This is a genomic window from Haloplanus sp. HW8-1 (assembly GCF_023703795.1).
Lineage (GTDB): Archaea > Halobacteriota > Halobacteria > Halobacteriales > Haloferacaceae > Haloplanus > Haloplanus pelagicus.
In genome coordinates this window covers 3,013,954-3,030,601 of record NZ_CP098518.1, presented here as the reverse complement: position 1 = coordinate 3,030,601, position 16,648 = coordinate 3,013,954, and the positions used below count along the sequence as shown (strand labels likewise).

10 protein-coding genes and 1 pseudogene are annotated in these 16,648 nt (G+C 69.2%); 4 read left to right on the top strand and 7 right to left on the bottom strand.

Annotation, left to right across the window (positions count from 1 at the left end; translation table 11 throughout):
* Positions 1 to 102: 102 nt before the first annotated feature.
* The 5 genes from pheT to NBT82_RS15740 all read right to left on the bottom strand — a co-directional run bounded on the left by pheT (position 103) and on the right by NBT82_RS15740 (position 7,018).
* The gene (gene pheT, locus NBT82_RS15760) at positions 103 to 1,830 is read right to left on the bottom strand and encodes a phenylalanine--tRNA ligase subunit beta (RefSeq protein ID WP_251329059.1); all 1,728 of its coding nucleotides are present in this window, start codon (positions 1,828 to 1,830) and stop codon (positions 103 to 105) included.
* Positions 1,830 to 3,344: a phenylalanine--tRNA ligase subunit alpha gene (gene pheS / locus NBT82_RS15755; protein WP_251329058.1), complete on the bottom strand. Its 1,515-nt coding sequence runs from the start codon at positions 3,342 to 3,344 to the stop codon at positions 1,830 to 1,832. Before pheS ends, pheT begins: the two co-directional genes overlap by 1 nt.
* Positions 3,345 to 3,590: 246 nt before the next feature.
* Positions 3,591 to 5,204: a tryptophan--tRNA ligase gene (locus NBT82_RS15750; protein WP_251329057.1), complete on the bottom strand. Its 1,614-nt coding sequence runs from the start codon at positions 5,202 to 5,204 to the stop codon at positions 3,591 to 3,593.
* Position 5,205: 1 nt separating this feature from the next.
* The gene (endA, locus tag NBT82_RS15745) at positions 5,206 to 6,246 is read right to left on the bottom strand and encodes a tRNA-intron lyase (protein ID WP_251329056.1); all 1,041 of its coding nucleotides are present in this window, start codon (positions 6,244 to 6,246) and stop codon (positions 5,206 to 5,208) included.
* A 43-nt stretch (positions 6,247 to 6,289) separates the two neighbouring features.
* On the bottom strand, positions 6,290 to 7,018 hold the full coding sequence (locus NBT82_RS15740; RefSeq protein ID WP_251329055.1) for an Sjogren's syndrome/scleroderma autoantigen 1 family protein: 729 nt from the start codon (positions 7,016 to 7,018) through the stop codon (positions 6,290 to 6,292).
* A 74-nt stretch (positions 7,019 to 7,092) separates the two neighbouring features.
* Here NBT82_RS15740 and NBT82_RS15735 point away from each other — a divergent pair, with 74 nt between their 5' ends.
* Together NBT82_RS15735 and NBT82_RS15730 are read left to right on the top strand one after the other, a co-directional pair.
* Positions 7,093 to 7,731 (top strand): HAD family hydrolase, encoded by a 639-nt coding sequence (locus NBT82_RS15735; RefSeq protein WP_251329054.1) that lies wholly within the window; start codon positions 7,093 to 7,095, stop codon positions 7,729 to 7,731.
* Between the two features lie 94 nt (positions 7,732 to 7,825).
* Positions 7,826 to 10,402 carry a PAS domain S-box protein gene (locus tag NBT82_RS15730; protein WP_251329053.1) on the top strand — a complete coding sequence of 859 codons (2,577 nt, stop codon included), beginning with the start codon at positions 7,826 to 7,828 and terminating at the stop codon, positions 10,400 to 10,402.
* A gap of 52 nt (positions 10,403 to 10,454) precedes the next feature.
* Here NBT82_RS15730 and NBT82_RS15725 read toward each other — a convergent pair whose 3' ends face one another.
* Complete coding sequence (locus NBT82_RS15725; RefSeq protein ID WP_251329052.1) at positions 10,455 to 12,809, bottom strand: DEAD/DEAH box helicase; 2,355 nt, start codon at positions 12,807 to 12,809, stop codon at positions 10,455 to 10,457.
* Positions 12,810 to 12,919: 110 nt separating this feature from the next.
* The gene (locus NBT82_RS15720; RefSeq protein WP_251329051.1) at positions 12,920 to 14,362 is read right to left on the bottom strand and encodes an MATE family efflux transporter; all 1,443 of its coding nucleotides are present in this window, start codon (positions 14,360 to 14,362) and stop codon (positions 12,920 to 12,922) included.
* 91 nt (positions 14,363 to 14,453) lie between these two features.
* Between NBT82_RS15720 and lipA the strand changes: the two are divergent.
* Positions 14,454 to 15,398, top strand: a pseudogene (gene lipA / locus NBT82_RS15715) (lipoyl synthase); the annotation flags it as partial.
* An 82-nt stretch (positions 15,399 to 15,480) separates the two neighbouring features.
* Complete coding sequence (pdhA, locus tag NBT82_RS15710; RefSeq protein WP_251329049.1) at positions 15,481 to 16,647, top strand: pyruvate dehydrogenase (acetyl-transferring) E1 component subunit alpha; 1,167 nt, start codon at positions 15,481 to 15,483, stop codon at positions 16,645 to 16,647.
* The last annotated feature ends 1 nt before the right edge of the window (position 16,648 follow it).

Here is a 16,648-nt window from a genome sequence, read left to right as displayed (position 1 = left end):
TTGCGCTGCGGGCTGGTGACGCCAGCCCTCGGCAAAAGCTGGACCAAAAAGCGCTGCGCGCTCCCGACGGTCGCGCTCGCGCCCGCTCGAAAGCGACGCCGACTACGCCAGCGCATCCAGTCGGAACTCGAAGGCCGCCACGGGCAGTTCGAGGTCGTGATCGACCAGCACCCGGGGATGCACCTCCCCGATCACGCCGACGGACTCGCCGTCGATCACGACGTCGGCCGCGCGGCCGTCGATGAACGTCGGGTGGTCCGTCGCGGGCGTTTCGAGGTCCACATCGAAGTCCCGACACAGGGCGGCGAGCCGCGATTTGGCGTCCTCGTAGGTGGCGTCGTGGCGCGCGAGGACGCCCGCGACCGTCCGGTGTTCCGCGACGCCGGTGTTCTCGTCGTCGTCCGCACCCGCCGCCAATCCGATCTCCGCGAGGTCCTGGGGGTACGCCCGGTGCGTGTTGTTCTCGAGGACCATCAGCAGCGAGGGGAGCGCCCACGTCCGGAGCATGGTGTAGTCCTCGCTGTACGGTTCGGTGATGGTCACCGGGGACGCGCCGCCGACGACGTCGGTGCCCGGGGAGATCCCCATTCGCTCGTAGTTCTCCCCCTCGGAGATCATATGGAAGTTGAGCAGGTCCTCGAACCCGAGGCCGACGAGCGTCGTCCGGGCCGCCGCTTCGAGCGTCGATCGCTCGTGGCGGCCGCCGACGGTCGCCACGTCCGGATAGCTAGGGTCGAGGTCGTTGAAGCCGTAGGCCCGCCCCACGTCGTCGATCAGATCGAGCGGATGGAGTACGTCGGTGCGGTACGGCGGGATCGACACCTCGTAAGTGACGCCGCCGACCGCTCCATCGTCGCCGTTCGGTTCGGCGTCCAGCCCCGACCGCTCGAACAGGTCGACCGCCTCCTCGACATCGAGGGAGATTCCGAGCATCCCCTCGATGCGCTCGTGGGCGACGGTCTTTCGCTCCGCCTCGAAGTCGGGTCGACGGAGCCGACCGTCCGCGTACTCGACGTCGACCGCCTCGATGGTGGCGCCGCGGGCATCGAGGGCATAGCAGATCACGTTGCACATCCGGTCGATGGTCCACTGGTCGGTGCCAGTGAGTTCGACGAACAGTTCGCGCGAGTCGGTCGACACCTCGGTCCGACAGCCGTTGATGACCGGCGGGAACGAGAACAGCCCGATCTCGTCGTAGATGGCGGGATAGCGGTCGTACTCCTCGACGATGGGGGCGTAGGTCTCGCCGGTCGGGTGGTCCACGAGCACGTCCGCGGGCGTCATCTCGCGGTCGGAATCGAGGGGGACGAACCGGTCGCCCTCGGGGTCGACGCCGCGGTAGGTGATCGAGTTCCGGCTCTCGCCCTCCTCGCGGTACGACGCGCCCTTCAGCATCGTCAGGTCGTGGATACCGATGGCGCCCTTGGCGCGTTTGCGCCCCATCGTCGCGTGGAGTTTCTCCTGTAACTGGATCAGTGAGTCGAGGGCGTCGTCGTCGAGGTCGACGCCCCGAACGACGGCGCCGGTGACGTACGGCCGCTCGTCGGGCACCGACTCGTCGACGACGATCGTCCAGTCCGGATCGTTCGTGTTCGGCACGTAGACGCCGCGGTCGTCGCCGTACTGGTAGCGAAGCGACCGGGCGATCCCCTCGACGGACAGGCGATCCAGGCGGTCGGGGCCGAACTCCAGTTGCAACTCGCCGTCCTCGGTCTCGCCCTCGTACTCCAAGCCGAGGGCGAACAGGTCGTCGATCAACTCGCCGTCGTCCTTCCCCTCGTGGCCCGTCAGCCGGCGGAGTTCGTCGGGGTCGACGTCGACGACGGGCATCAGTGCAGCACCTCCGTGTTCCGCAGGAGGTCCAGATCACAGAGCGTCCCGTGGACGTCGCGGATGTCGTCGAAGCCGTACATGAGCATGAGCAGTCGCTCCAGGGCGAGCCCCCAGGCCATCACGTCGCAGTCGACGCCGAGCGGTCGGAGGACCTCCTCGCGGAACATCCCGCTGTTGCCGATCTCGATCAACTCGCCCGTCTCGGGATGCTCGCCGAACAGTTCGAAGCTCGGTTCGGTGTAGGGGTTGTAGTGGGGCTTGAACTGCAGGTCGGTGATGCCGAACTGCCGGTAGAACTCCTCGAAGGTGCCCATCAGGTCACGCACCGAGAGATCCTCGGCCATCACCCAGCCCTCGATCTGGAAGAACTCCAGCAGGTGCGTCGGATCGAGCGTGTCGTTGCGGTACACCTTCTCGACGCTGAAGAAGCGTTCGGGCGGGTCGAGGTCGCCGATCTCGTGACCCGACAGGTAGCGCATCGACAGCGACGTCGTGTGCCCCCGGAGGTCGACCTCGCGGGCGACCGCCTCGGTCCACGGGGAGTGGTAGCCCTGCCCGTCCTCGCCGACGCCCTCCAGGTGGGCCGAACGGACGCGTTCGATGAGGTCCTCGGGAATCTCTTCCATCGGCGGCACGTCCAGCGCGAACTGGTCCCAGTGGGTGCGGGCCGGGTGGTCCTGGGGCATGAACAGGCAGTCGTTGATCCAGAACTCCGCGTCGGCGTGGGGGCCGTCCATCTCCCGAAAGCCCATGCCGACGAGCGTGTCCTTCACGCGCTCGGCGGTCTGACGCAGGATGTGGACCGTGCCGCCGCGGGTCTCGGGCGCGTCGGCCTCGACGTTGTAGTCCGCAAACGCCACGTCCCGCCACTCGCCGGAGGCGAGCATCTCGGGGGTGAGGCGGTCGACCGTCTCCGCGACCTCGACGCCCTCCATCAGCGCGGTGACGCCCGCGTCCGTGAGCGTGATCGAGCGGACGGTCCGCTCGCTTCGCTCGACGAGGCCGCGACGCACGAGTTGGTCGAGGGCGTCCGCATCTGCGTGCGTCTCCGGATCGTCGTCGCCCTCGGCGAGGACGTTCAGGGCAGCGGCCTCGGGATCGGCGTCCGGGTCCCGGTCGGGATCGGCGGTGATCTCTCCCGACTCGACCTCGCCGTAGCCCTTGCGCGCGTAGTTCGCCAGCGCGATGTCGATGGCGTCGCCGAGGTCGGCCATCCCGATGACCGTCCCCATCGAGACGGGCTCCTCGTCGGCGCCGGCCGCGAGGGCGGCGCGGTAGAGTCGCACCTCTGGCAGCCCCGCCTCGGCGTAGGTCGCGCCCTCCTCGGTGACGGCGTGCGACACCGTCTCGTCGGTCGAGACGGCGATCAGCCCCGCATCGTCGAGGTCGAAGGCCGCACCCGTCACCGTCGCCGGGTCGAGCCCCGTCTCCTCGCTCACCTGTTCGATCGTCCGTTGCTCCGTCGCGCTCGCGGCTTCCAACACCGCGACCTGTGATTCCGGGAGTTGCATGCGTCGTTCTTGTTCAGGTGCATCCGAGCCGGTCAGTTAGGGGTTCCGAAGCGTGGCCCACCGAGCGGCCCGGTTTCGTCCGTCCACCGCGGGCGGAGTCCACCGACCGTGGTTTCAGGCCTCGAAGAAGAAGCCGAACCCGAGCGCGGTCGCTTCGCGGACGAGCGGGGCGGGCGGGGCGGGTTCGGTCGCCATACCCGTTCGAAACGCGCCGCGAGGCAAAAGCGTTCTGACGGCCGAATGCCGTCAGTGTTCGTCGCCGGCGACGCCCCGGCGCTCCGAGTCGAGGTCGAGGTCCAGATCGTCAAGGACGGCCTCCATCTCCGCGCGTTTCTCCTGGTGGTCTTCGAGGAACTCCCGCATGAGTTCGGCGGCCTGCTCCTTACAGCCGCCACAGAGGCGTTCGCCGCCGACACACTCCTCGTACACTTCGGTGGCGAACTCGTCGTCGTCGCCCGCCAGCAGGTAGGCGTACAGCTCGTAGACGGGACACTCATCTGCCTCGCCGCCGAGTTCGCGCTGTTTCGCCGCCGTCTCGCGGCCGCCCGTCGTCGCCGCCCTCACCTTGTCGTAGCCGTCCTCGGGGTCGTCGAGCAGGGAGATGTGGGAGGCAGGGACGGAGGAGGACATCTTCCCGCCGGTCAGCCCGGTCATGAACCGGTGATAGATCGACGACGGGGGACGGAAGCCGTAGCCGCCGTTGTCGACCTCCACCTCGCGGGCGAGTTCCTCGGCCGCCTCGCGGTCCATCTCGAAGGCGTCGACGTGTTCGTCGTAGCGGCGCTTCTCGCCCGGCACCGCCTCGATCAGGGCGTCGAAGGCCTCGTCGGTGGCGTTGCGGTCGAGGAAGCGCACGCGGGGGCGGAGCGGCTCCTTCCCCGCGGACCGGAGCTTCTCGATCGCCGCGTCGCGGACGGCGTCGGGCGTCATCTCCGCGTCCAGCCAGTCGGCCGCGTCCGCACAGCGGACGACCTCCCGGTCGTCTTCGAGGGCGGCGTAGGCGGCCGCGAGGTGGTCACGCTCGGCGGCCTCGGCCTCGAAGGAGGCGTACGCCTCGGTCACCTTGAAGTAGCGCATCCGGGCGGCCACGTCCCGCGCGAGGCGCATGTGCGGATCCTGATCCGGGCCGACGGGGATGACCGTCGGCTTCGGCTCCTCCAGTTGGGGGTAGAGGATGTCGGCCATCTGGGTGACGACCGACTGCATGTGTGAGACGGAGGTTTCGCCGTCGAAGCCGTAGATCCCCTCGAACTCGGCGAAGCGGGCGTTCGAGCCGAGTTCGAAGGCCAGATCCTGCACCTCCCGATTCGTGGACTGCCGGTAGAGTTCGCCGTCCTCGGGATCGAAGCCAAGGGCGAGCAGGGAGAGCAGGTAGTCGCGGGCGTGGTCGTCGATCTCGTCCCACGAGAGGCCGCGGGCGCTGTGGGCTTCGAGGTCGGCGATCAGGCCGTAGGCGTCGGCGCCGCGCTCCTGGTGCCAGATGATCTCGTCGAAGACGAGTTTGTGGCCGATGTGGGGGTCGCCCGTGGGCATGAAGCCCGAGAGGACGGCGGCGTCCTCGCCCGCCCGGAGCGCGCGGGCGACGGAACGGTAGTCGCGGTGCCCGAAGATGACGCCCCGACGCATCAGGTAGTGGGGTTCGGGGACCTCGCTTAGCACCTCGTCGAAGGCCTCGATACCGAACTCGTCGAACAGTTTGCGGTAGTCGGAGACGGTCGAGGAGCCCCAGGGGTCGAGCGCCACGTCGTCCGCGCCGCTGGCGGTGTCCTTCCCCCCGTCGGTGGCGGGGGTCGTCTCGACCGAGGACCGTCGGTCCTCGCCGTCGACTCCGTCGGCGTCGTCCGCAGTGTCTCGTGTCATGTTAGGGCGTGAGTCGGGCGACCGAGAGCCAGTCTATCCCCTCGTTCACGTCGGTCAGCGCAAAAACCATTCGTTTCCGGACCCCGCCGGCGAGGCGGACGTCGAGCGAGAGGTCGCGGGGGAGGAAGGTGTGGTCGGGCGCGACGACGCGGATCAGGCGCGCGGAGTGGTCCATCTCCGAGACCGTGGTGAAGGTGTCGTAGGTACGGAAGTCGGCACCGAACTTGAACCCGCTTTTGGGGACGCTCCCGGCCGCCCGGAGCGCCGCGTAGGTGCGAAGTCGGCGGTCGAACCGCTCGCCCTCGACGGCCCGACCCCGTTCGACGACGCGGGGTTCGGCGAGGTCGAGGGCGCCGCGTCGGGCGAGGTAGGCCGCCTCGACCAGCGACAGTTGGAGGGGGCCGGTCTCGGCGTTTCGCCCGTGGAGGCGCTGGCCGTAGAAGCCGCGGTCGTGGAGGGCGTCCGGCGGCGCCCACACCACCGCCCGGTCGGCGAGGAGGGCGGCGTCGAGGCCGTCCGGCGGGTCGTACCGCTCGCCCGAGCCGTCCGCCCCGCCCGCCGCGTCCGGACGGCCCGTCTCCAGATACGTGAGTTCGCCCTCCTCGTCGACGACGGCGAGAGTGACGTCGCCGAGGGTCGCCGCGGGGATGGTCTCGCGTTCGCCGGCGACCCGAAGCCGGTGTGCGACGGCGTCGTCCTCGGGGCCACTCCCCCGTGGGTAGACCACGAAGTCCGCGCCCCCGGGGTCGTCGACCCATCCCCCGCGAGCGGGTGAGAGATAGAATCCCCGGTCGCGCAGGTCCTTGTACACGACGAAGGTGAGGGCGGTGTCGGTCGCGACGAGGAAGGATCGGAAATCGAGCCGCTCGTCGCCGGCGACGACGGCGCCCAGGTCGCCCCGAAAGAGGAGGTGAGCGGCCTCGACGGGGGCGAGTTCGATCCGGTTACCGGAGAGCGGCCGCCCGTAGCCGCGGGCGTCGTAGAAGCGCTGTCTGGCGTCGCCCCCGACGCGGACGACGCCGTCCTCGAAGGTCCCCTGCATACCCGGATGGGGGCGGGGCGCGGGTAAAGGGTCTGCGGTGCCGTCACCCCGACCACCGGTCGCAGGTGCCGTCCAGACACCGCCGCCCGGTCGCCGTCTCGAAGACCGGCAGGCCACAGGGGCAGTCCTCGACGACGACGCCGGACGGGACGGTAAAGGCCGTCTCGCAGTCGGGGTAGGCGTCACAGCCCGCGAGCAGACGGCCGTTGCGGCGGATGATCCGCAGATCCGACCCGCAGTCCGGGCAGGTCCAGGCCCGGTCGAACCGGTCGCGGACGGCGTCGTCGAGGGGGTCACAGTCGCGGTCGATGCACACCTCGACCGCGGCACCCCGCTCGACGCGCATGCGCGGCAGGCCACAGTCCGGACACGCGGCATCGAGGACGGTCGCGCCCGCGACCAGCGGGTACCGGACGTCGTCGGCCACGTCGACGACCGCCCCGCCCGTCCGAACCAGCGGGCCGCCGGTGTCGGGGCTGGTGCCCACCGGTACCCCCGCCTCGGTGACCTTGTAGACCGACTTCCGGATCCGGTCGGCGGTCACCCGCAACGTGCGGTCGTCGAGGCGGGCGGTGAGGCCGAACCCCGGCCCGTCGGTTTCGACGGTGACCGCGTCGGCACGGGTGAGCCACGCCACCGGCTGGTAGCCGTCGGCGTCGTGGACGAGGACGGTGCGGTCGGGTTTGACGAGGACGAGGACGCGACCGCGGTGGGTTCGGTCGTCGGTCTCGACGGTGCAGTCGCCGGCGAAAGCGCGGATGGCGTCGGTCACGGGGGCGGTGGCCGCGGCACCGGGTGAAAACCCTCGGACGAAGGGCTTTCACCGATGGCGCGCGGTCGCTCGGTATGGACGCCGTGCTGTTCGACATGGACGGGGTGATCGTCGACACCGAGGAGTTCTGGCGCGCCCGAGAGCGGGACGTGATCCTGCCCACGGCGGTGGCCGAGGGGACTCCCGATCAGGCCGAGATCCGCGGCGTCAACTACCGCGAGACCTACGACTACCTCGCCGAGCGGTACGAGATGGCCGTGGACCGGGAGACGTTTCTGGGTCTCTACGAATCCGCCGCCGCGGACCTCTACGCGTCCGCCGACCTCATGCCGGGGTTCCGAGACCTGCTGGCCGCGCTCCGGGACCGCGGCGTGCGGGTCGCCGTCGTCTCCTCTAGCCCGCCCGCGTGGATCGCCCAGGTCGTCGACCGGTTCGACCTCGATGTGGATGCGACGGTGAGTACCGAGGACGTCGACGGGTCGGGGAAACCGGAACCGGACGTCTACCTCGCGGCCGCCGACCGGATCGGCGTCGACACAGCGAACTGCGTGGCCGTCGAGGACTCCCCGAACGGCGTCCGGGCGGCGACGCGAGCGGGCATACCGACGGTGGCCTACGGTGGCGATCCTGAGGCGTCGGCGCTTGCCGACTACGCCGCGGCCGATCCCGAGGCGTTGCGGGCCGTCTTGGCGGAACTCGGCGCCCCCACGTAGGCTCTGAAACGCGGCGTGGCCGGGCTGACGGCGTAGAAATGTGCGTGGATGACAACCCCATGTAATATACGGTCGAACTCCGTAGGCCGAACTGATGACAGAGGTGGGGGAATCCGGGCGGTACCGAAGGCTCGTCGAGGAGTCGAGAGACATCATCGCCGTCGTCGATACCGATGGCACGGTAACGTACGTGAACCGCGCGGTGGAACGGGTACTCGGATACGATCCAGCGGCGGTGGTCGGTAACGACGGGATCGAATACACGCATCCGGACGACCGGGAGACCGTCGCGACTGTGCTGGAGACGATGCGAACCGCTCCTGACGAACCACGGACGGTCGAACTCCGGGTCCGGCGAGCCGACGGGTCGTGGTGTTGGCTCGAGGCAACCGTGCGGAGTCGGGGCGGCGGCGACGCGACCAGTGGCATCATCGTGAACGGCCGCGACATCACCGAACGCAAGGAACGCAAGGCGGACCTCGTCACGACGAAACAGCGCATGGAACTGGCGCTGGAGGGGGCAAACCTGGGCATCTGGGACTGGGATATGCGAACCGACGAAGTATCACGCGACGAACTACTGACGGAGATGCTCGGCTACACGCAAGCCGAGATGGGCGATCGAATGCGTGGATGGGAGCGAGTAGTACATCCGGCGGACAGGAAACGGCACGACGAGGCGTTGGCGGAACACGTCGCTGAGCGGACGCCCTACTATCGGTGCGACCACCGGCTGAAGACGAAGTCGGGGACCTGGAAGTGGGTACGGACGATGGGGAAGGTCGTGGAGCGCGACGAGGACGGGGAGCCGGTGCGGGCGGTGGGCATCCACCAAGACATCGACGATCGGAAGCGGGCCGAACTGGCTCTGAAGCAGGAGCGTGACATGTTCAAAGAGGGACCGACGATCGTCTTCAAATGGGAAGACACCGAAGGCTGGCCGATCGAGTACGTCTCGGAGAACGTCGAGGAGAAGCTCGGATACACACCCGACGAACTCCGGTCCAGAGAGATAGAGTACGCCGACCTCATCCACGGGGAAGACCGGAAACGGGTCGCCGAGGAAGCGAGCGAACTCGACGCCGAGGGGGTCGAAAGCATCACCTTAGACCCGTATCGGGTGATCACGGCGTCGGGCGACGTTCGGTGGGTGAAAGAGTACACCAGAGCGGTCGAAAGCGGAAGTGATCCCGACCAACTGCTCGGCTACCTCGTCGACGTCACGGACCACAAGCGCCGGGAAGTCGAGTTACGACAGTTCAAAGCGGCCGTCGAGCGGAGCGCCCACGCCATCTACATCACAGACGACGAGGGAACCATCGAGTACGTCAATCCGGCCTTCGAAGCGATCACGGGCTACAGCGAGGACGCGGCCGTCGGAGACACGCCGCACATCCTCAACTCCGGGACGTACGACGACGAGTTCTACGAGGAGTTCTGGGAGACGATACGCTCGGGCGAGCGGTGGGAAGCGGAGATGGTCGACGAGGGGAGGGACGGCGAGCGGATCGTCCTCGATCAGACGGTCGCACCGATCACCGACGACGACGGCGACGTCCGGAAGTTCATCGCCGTGGCTCGCGAGATCACCGACCGCAAAGAGCGCGAGCAGAAACTCCGGGAACGAGAGCAGAAGTATCGCAGCCTCTTCGAAGGCACCCGCGACGCGCTCATGTTGCTGAACCGCGACGGGTTCTTCGACTGCAACGAGCAGACACTGGAGTTGTTCGGCGCCGATTCGGTCGAGTCGTTCGCCGAGTACACACCTTGGGATCTCTCCCCACCCCAGCAGCCAGACGGAAGGGAGTCCGAGAAAGCCGCACTGGAACACGTCGAAACGGCCTTCGAGGAGGGCGAAGCATTCTTCGAGTGGACCCACCAGCGCGTCGACAACACGACGTTCCCCGCCGAGGTGAAACTCAGTCGGTTCGAGTACGAGGGCGAGCCGACGTTTCTCGGGCTAGTACGTGACATTTCCGAGCGCAAGGAGTACGAACGTCGGTTAGAGGAGCAACGTGACAACCTCGAAGTCCTCAATCGAGTGCTCCGCCACGACATCCGCAACGACCTCCAAATGGTAACCGCCTACACGAGGATGCTCGCCGACGACGGTGACGAGGCGGAGATGGACGATCACCTCGAGACGGTACTCGAACGGGCCGATCACGCGGTCGAACTCACGAACGTGGCCCGGGAGATGGCCGACGTGATGCTCTCGACCGACCAAGACCTGGAACACGCCGATCTCCGAACCACACTCCGAAGCGAACTCGCCGAGGTCCAGTCGATATACCCCGAAGCCGACATCGGAACCGAGACGACCGTTCCACGGGTCACAGTCGAGGCCAACGACATGCTGAACTCCGTCTTCAGGAACCTCCTGAAAAACGCGATCCAGCACAACGACGCGGAGACGCCAAAAGTGACGGTCTCAGTGAGCGATCACGGCGACGCCGTCACCGTCCGTGTCGCGGACAACGGGCCGGGCATCCCCGGGAACCAGCGAGCGCAGATCTTCGGCAAGGGCGAGAAGGGACTCGACAGTCAAGGAACCGGAATCGGTCTGTATCTGGTCGACACACTCGTCGAGAACTACGGGGGCGAGATCGGCGTCGAAGACAGCGACGACGGCGGGGCGGCGTTCGTCGTCGAGTTGCCGAAGGCCGAGTGAGATCTCACACCGCTCGCACTGTCCGCTCAGCTACGAACGGCCGACTCGACGACTACTCCACCCGAACCGTCCGCTCGAACGCCGCCGGTCGAACCGGTAGCTCCGGGAAGGTCACTTCGACCCGGAAGTCGAGCGTGTCCGCGTCGGCGCCGAACACGCCCACGGGGACCGTCGTCACGTCCGAGAGGTAGGTCGTCTTCGCGTGCATCTCGACGCCGTTGACGGTGACGCGGACGCCGACACGGGCGCCGCCACCCCCGTTTCGCACCCGCACCTCGCACATCTCGCTCTCGCCGGCGGCGACGCCGTCGGGCACGTCGTCCCACGACACCGAGACGTCCGGGAGGTCGGCGGCAGCCTCGACGATCCGCTCGGCGACGCCGGCCGAGAGGCCCGCACGTTCGAGTTCGTCCACACCCGCGGCGACCAGGTCGGCGGGACGCGAGAGGCCGCCGGTCGCGAGTTTGCTCGCCCGGCCCGCGCCGACGCCGTCGACGGCAGTGAGCGAGACGGCATCGCGGCTGACGCCGTGTTCGATCCGGGCCTCCAGGCGCCGGACGAGGTTGGCGGCCTGGGGGCCGGAGAAGCGATCGAGGAACTCCCCCAGCGCCGCGAGCAGTCGGAGCGCGTTCCGGCGGATGATCCACGCGTCGCTCCGGAGGTCGGCGGGCACCGAATCGCTCCGACTCGCCCGGAGGATGGCGAGGACCTTGCGGCCGCCGTCGTCGAGGTGGTCCGAGTCGGCAGCGGTGGCCTCGCTCCCGAGGACGGCCGCGACCGCCTCGGCCTCCGACTGCCGGGCGGAGACGGAGTCGAACTCCGCGGCGGCGGCGACGGTTTCGAGGACGGCGTCGGCGTCGATCCGATCGCGCTCGGCCAGATCGTGGAACGCCTCCGCCGTGGAGAGCCGGAGGTAGTACTTCGAGGCGAGGCGGCCGAGGGGCGTCGACTCGACCGCGAGGTCCGTGGCCATCTCGACGAAGCCGCGGTCGACCAGCGATTCGAGCGTCTCGCGCACCCGGTCGCGGAGGCCGTCGAAGTCGTAGGCCGCGGGCTTCGACGCCGCCCGGACGTAGTAGTAGGTGGTCTCCAGCCACGAGAGCACGTCGTCGAGGTCGTTCAACGTGTCCATCGCGATTTCGGCGTTGAGGTGGGCGTCGAGGTCCGCCGCGAGGTGGGACTCGATCTCGGTCCCCTCCCGGAGGAGCCGGCGGTAGCGGTCGGCGTCGGAACGGTCACAGACCACCCACCCGTAGCCGACGTCGTCGTAGCCGGGGCGGCCGGCGCGGCCGAGCATCTGGAGCAGGTCGAGCGGACTGATATCCACCTCGCCCTCCAGCGGGTCGTGGTATTTGGTGTCGCGGACGATCACACAGCGCGCCGGGAGGTTGACTCCCCAGGCGAGGGTGGAGGTCGAAAAGAGGATCGCGATCTTTCCCTCGCGGAACCAGTCCTCGATGCGGTCGCGGTCGTCCTTCGAGAGCCCCGCGTGGTGGAAGGCGACACCGTCGAGGACGCCCTTCCGGAGGCGGTCGTCTCCCAGTTCCTTCGCCGCCTGGTGGAAGTCGTAGTCGCCGCGGGCGCCGATGGGGACGTCGCGTTCGGCGAGTTCGTCGCGGGTCTTGGCGGCGGCGCTGACGGCGTCCTGTCGCGAGGCGACGAACACGAGCGCCTGGCCGTCCTCGCGGACGTGTGGTTCGGCCAAGTCGAGCGCCCGGTAGAGCCGGCGGTACTTGTCGGCGAAACTGTTCTCGCCGTGGGTGTAGGTCTCGACGTCGGTCCGAAGTTCGACGGGGCGATAGTCGTCGCCGAAGGCGAAGGTGGCCTCCGGCGGGGCGTCGAGCCAGTCGGCCACGTCGCCGACGTTCGGCATCGTCGCCGAGAGCGCGACGAACCGGGGGTCACAGAGCCGCCGCAGGCGGGAGACGGTCACTTCGAGGACGCCCCCGCGGCGCTCGGAGTCGAGCAGGTGGACCTCGTCGATGACGACACAGTCCACGTCGGTCACGAAGTCGTAGCGCCGCGAGTCGTGTTTGCGGGTGGCCGAGTCGACCTTCTCGGGGGTCATCACCAGTACGTCGGCGTGGCGGGCCCGCCGCGGGTTCAGGTCGCGTTCGCCCGTGACGACGTACACCGAATATCCCATCTCCTCGAAGCGTTCCCACTCGCTTTCCTTCTCGTTGGTCAGCGCGCGCATGGGGGCGATAAAGAGCGCGGTCCCCCCCTCGCTCAGCGTCTTGCAGATCGCGAGTTCCGCGAGCGCGGTCTTGCCGCTCGCCGTCGGTGCCGACGCGACGACGTTGTGGTCGCTGTCGACGAGGACGGGCAGCGCCTCCCGTTGCATCGCGTTGAACTCCTCGAAGTCGAAGGCGTCGGCGAACTCCGGGACGGCGTCGGCGACCTTCACGCGGTCGGCACCTCCCGTGGCCCGTGTGTCGGGAGGCGGCAAGGGATCATATGCGGGTCGGGGGGCCGTGTAGGCAAAGGCGTTTCCGTCGCGGCCGGGCCGACCCGGATTCAGTCCGTCCCGGCGGTTGCGGCGTCCGCCGCCTCAACCACCGCGTCGGCGAACAACCCACGACGGCGCGCGCGGATGTAGTAGGCGCCGACGCCGACGGCCGCGACGACGTTCGATCCCGTGACCGCCCAGAAGACGGCGGGCATCCCCAGGCCGAGGCCGGGCGCGACGGCGACGCCGAGCAGCGATACCGAGGCCGTCGCGGGCAGGGCGAGCACCGCGACCGGCAGGCGGACGGCCCAGTATTTCAGCAGGTCGGCGACGAAACTCGTCCGGGTGTGACCGGCGCCGTTGAACGCCGCGAGCAGGAGGTCGACGGCGCCGATGGCGGGATAGCCGTAGGCGAGGACGCGGAGGTACTGGACGGTGAAGGCGAAGCCCTGGCCGGCGAGATCCGGGACGAACAGGCGGGCGAGGGGACCGGGGACGGCCCACTGAACGGCACCGAGGGCGGCGAGGGCGGCGGCGGCGATGCCGACGCCGACGCGGGCGGCCCGACCGGCCCGGTCGGGGCGCTCGGCGCCCACGTTCTGCCCGACGACGCTCTGGGCGGCCTGACCGAGCCCCCGCGAGGGGAGGACGGCCACGCTGGCGACCCGGGCACCGACGGTGTAGGCGGCGAGTCCGGCGGCGCCGCCGGCGGCGGCGACGACGCCGATCAGGAGGACGCGAACGCTCTGGCTGACCACCCGCCGGCCCGTGATCGGCGCGCCGACCGAGAGGAGGGCACGGACGTCACGCCGGGAGAGCGAGAGATGGCGACGCGCGAGCCCCAACCGGGGAGAGAACGCGAGGACGGACGCGACGAGGAGGCCGCCGACGTAGCCGGCGACCGTCGCCAGCGCGGCGCCACGAACCCCCATGCCGGGGATCGGCCCGGCGCCGAAGATCAACAGCGGATCGAGGGCGACGTTGACGGCGACGGTGGCGACGTTGATCAACAGGGAGGCACGGGAGTCGCCGCGGCCGACGAAGCCGGCTTCGAGGGCGTCGCTCGCGCCCGCCACCGGGAGCCCGAGGGCGACGGTGCCGAGATAGAGGGCGGCCGACGGCGCCACGTCGGGGCCGGCGCCGACGAGCGTCACGACGGGACGAGCGAGGAGGGCGACGGCACCGCCGACACCGGCGCCGACGGCGAGCGCGAGGACGACCCCGTGGACGACGGTCCGGCGGGCGCCGGCGTCGTTTCCGGCGCCGGTCCGCTGGGAGACGAGGATCTGCGTGCCGACGAAGGGCGTCACGAGGAGGGCAAAGAGGAGACCGAGCACGGGGATGGTGAGGCCGACGGCGGCGACGGCCGTCTCGCCGAGGCGGCCGAGCCAGAACGTGTCGATCACCTGCTGGGCGACCCGGACGACGTTCTGGGCGACCAGCGGGACGGCGAGGCCGACGAGGGTTCGCGGGATGGATCCCCGGACGATTGTCGCCCGCCGATCGCCCATGTTGCCGGCGATTCACGAACCACCGGCATAGACGTATCGGTCGGGACGACGGGAACCGACCCGGGGAAGCCCACACGTTTTTACCAGGCAGTCCGAAAGGTGGGATATGGAACGTAGGCGCAAGCCCGACTGGCTGAAACACCGGCCACCGTCGGGCCAGCGGTTCACGGAGATCAAGGAGACGCTCCGGGACCGGGACCTCCACACCGTCTGCGAGGAGGCGAACTGCCCGAACCTGGGCGAATGCTGGAGCGGCCGCAACGGCCCCGGCACGGCCACGTTCATGCTGATGGGCGACCGGTGTTCGCGGGGCTGTAACTTCTGTGACGTGGAGACCGGCGGGATGGAGGCACTCGATCCCGAGGAGCCGTCGAAGGTCGCCGACGCCGTCGCCGAGATCGGCCTGGACTACGTCGTCCTGACGAGCGTGGACCGCGACGACCTGCCGGATCAGGGCGCGGGACATTTCGCACGCACCATCGAGGCGATCAAGGAGCGCGACCCCGGCATCCTCGTCGAAGTCCTGATCCCGGACTTCCGGGGCGACCCTGCCCTGGTGGACCGAATCGTCGACGCGGGGCCGGACGTGATCGCACACAACGTCGAGACGGTCGAGCGCCTGCAGTGGCCGGTTCGGGACCGCCGGGCGGGGTACGAACAGTCGCTGTCGGTGCTCGAACGCGCCGGAGACACCGCCGACGTGTACACCAAGACGAGTCTGATGCTCGGCCTCGGCGAGTACGATCACGAGGTCTACCGGGCGCTGGCGGACTGCCGGGAAGCGGGCGTCGACGTGGTGACCTTGGGGCAGTATCTCCAGCCCTCCCGCTCGCACCTCGACGTCTACGAGTACGTCCACCCCGACGCCTTCGAGACGTGGCGGCGGGTCGCGGAGGAGGAACTCGGCTTCCTCTACTGTGCGAGCGGACCGATGGTCCGCTCGTCCTATCGGGCGGGCGAACTGTTCGTCGACGCCGTCCTCCGTGACGGGCGGAGCGTCGACGAGGCGCGCCGCGAAGCACACGCCGCCACCTGATCGGGGGGCGAGACACGGGGGCGGTACACCGAAACGATAAGACGCGGGGGCGCGAGGATCCGAACATGGGGTCGTGTCGACCGTGACCGGGGGAGAGGGAGGTCACGACGCCCTCTTCGATCGCGCCCCCGACGACCGCGTCCGGGTGCTGGACGAGTCGGGAGCACTCGTCGGCACCCCACCCGACATGAGCGACGCGGAACTGGTCGAGATCTACCGACACATGCGCCTCGCCCGCCACTTCGACGAGCGGGCGGTGACCCTCCAGCGACAGGGACGGATGGGGACCTACCCCCCGATGGCGGGCCAGGAGGCCGCTCAGGTCGGCAGTGCCGTCGTGCTCGACGACGAGGACTGGATCGTCCCCAGTTACCGCGAACACGCCGCGGTCCACGTCCACGGACTGTCGCTCTCGGAGATCCTGCTGTACTGGATGGGTCACGGAGCCGGCGGGTGGGGGGCGGACGCGAACGTCTTCCCGGCCGCGGTACCCATCGCGACCCAGATCCCCCACACGACGGGGTTGGCGATGGCGTCGAAACTCGGTGGCTGCGGCGGCGAGGACGGGGGTGTCTCGGGAAACCGGCCGCAGGCCGGTGACGCGGTCGCCTGTGCGTACTTCGGCGACGGCGCCACGAGCGAAGGGGATTTCCACGAGGGACTGAACATGGCTGGCGTCTTCGACGTGCCGGCGGTGTTCGTCTGCAACAACAACGGGTGGGCCATCTCGGTGCCGCGCGAGCGCCAGACCGCGAGTCCGACGCTGGCGGGGAAGGCGGCCGCCTACGGCATCGACGGCGTGCAGGTCGACGGGATGGATCCGCTGGCGACCTATCGGGTGATGCGGGCGGCGGTCGAGAAGGCCCGCGATCCGGACGAGCGGCCGCGGCCGACCCTGATCGAGGCGGTGCAGTATCGCTTCGGCGCCCACACCACCGCCGACGACCCGACCGTCTACCGCGACGAGTCGGAGGTTGCGGCGTGGCGGAAGCGAGACCCCATCCCCCGCCTCGAACGCTTCCTGCGCGAGACGGGGCGCCTCGACGACGACCGGATCGACGAAATCGAGGCGGATGTACGGGCACAGGTGGCCGCCGCCATCGAGCGGGCCGAAGCCACCGCACGCCCCGACCCGGAGACGCTGTTCGACGACGTGTACGCCGTCCGGACGGCGGAACTGGACCGGCAGCGGGCGACGATGCGTCGACTGCGCGACCGATACGGCGACGACGCCTTCCTGAGGGATTGAT

What these genes read in the sequence shown, in the direction of transcription:
- pheT (WP_251329059.1), bottom strand. Translation starts at nt 1,830, where the DNA reads ATGCCCGTCGTCGACGTCGACCCCGACGAACTCCGCCGGCTGACGGGC.
- pheS (WP_251329058.1), bottom strand. Translation starts at nt 3,344, where the DNA reads ATGCAACTCCCGGAATCACAGGTCGCGGTGTTGGAAGCCGCGAGCGCG.
- NBT82_RS15750 (WP_251329057.1), bottom strand. Translation starts at nt 5,204, where the DNA reads ATGACACGAGACACTGCGGACGACGCCGACGGAGTCGACGGCGAGGAC.
- endA (WP_251329056.1), bottom strand. Translation starts at nt 6,246, where the DNA reads ATGCAGGGGACCTTCGAGGACGGCGTCGTCCGCGTCGGGGGCGACGCC.
- NBT82_RS15735 (WP_251329054.1), top strand. Translation starts at nt 7,093, where the DNA reads ATGGACGCCGTGCTGTTCGACATGGACGGGGTGATCGTCGACACCGAG.
- NBT82_RS15730 (WP_251329053.1), top strand. Translation starts at nt 7,826, where the DNA reads ATGACAGAGGTGGGGGAATCCGGGCGGTACCGAAGGCTCGTCGAGGAG.
- NBT82_RS15720 (WP_251329051.1), bottom strand. Translation starts at nt 14,362, where the DNA reads ATGGGCGATCGGCGGGCGACAATCGTCCGGGGATCCATCCCGCGAACC.